1 protein-coding gene is annotated in these 850 nt (G+C 68.1%); it reads right to left on the reverse strand.

The window, feature by feature from the left end:
- Window positions 1-71: 71 nt before the first annotated feature.
- On the reverse strand, window positions 72-850 hold a 779-nt coding region (cysD, locus tag AX685_RS09740; RefSeq protein WP_066488046.1), incomplete at its 5' end, for a sulfate adenylyltransferase subunit CysD.

Below are 850 nucleotides of genomic sequence, written 5' to 3' on the forward strand. Positions count from 1 at the left end.
GCAGGCGCCCGCCTGCGGCCCGAGACCCCAGCCTTCGCCGGGGCGACGTGACGGTTGCTGCACGCACCACCTCAAAAATATCCCTGCTGCTTCTTCTGCTCCATGCTGGCGCCGGCATCCTTGTCGATCGCCCGCCCCTGCCGCTCGCTGGTGGTGGTCAGCAGCATCTCGCGGATCACGTCGTTCAGCGTCGCCGCCTCGCTTTCCACCGCGCCGGTCAGCGGGTAGCAGCCGAGCGTGCGGAACCGGATCGAGCGGTCGACCGGCACCTCGCCGGGGGCGAGCGGGAAGCGGTCGTCGTCGACCATCAGGATCAGCCCGTCGCGCTCGACCGTCGGGCGCTTCGCCGCGAAATACAGCGGGACGATCTCGATCCCCTCTCGCGCGATATATTGCCAGACGTCCAGCTCGGTCCAGTTGCTGATCGGGAAGACGCGCATGCTCTCCCCCTTGGCGTGGCGCGCATTGTACAGGTGCCACAATTCGGGCCGCTGCGCCTTGGGGTCCCAGCGGTGCGTCGCGGTGCGGAACGAGAAGACGCGCTCCTTCGCGCGGCTCTTCTCCTCGTCACGGCGCGCGCCGCCGAACGCGGCGTCGAAGCCATGCAGGTCGAGCGCCTGCTTCAGCCCCTCGGTCTTCCACATGTCGGTGTGGAGCGCGCCGTGGTCGAACGGGTTGATCCCCTGCGCCAGCGCATCGGGGTTGCGATGGACCAGCAATTCCATCCCGGCATCGCGCGCCGCCTTGTCGCGCAGCGCGTACATCGCGCGGAATTTCCACGTCGTATCGACATGCAGCAGCGGGAACGGCGGCGCGCGATGCCGGGATGGAATTGCTGGTCCATCGCAAC

Origin of the sequence: Sphingomonas sp. CCH9-F2 (assembly GCF_001556735.1) — a bacterium.
Taxonomy (GTDB): Bacteria; Pseudomonadota; Alphaproteobacteria; order Sphingomonadales; family Sphingomonadaceae; genus Sphingomonas; species Sphingomonas ginsenosidimutans.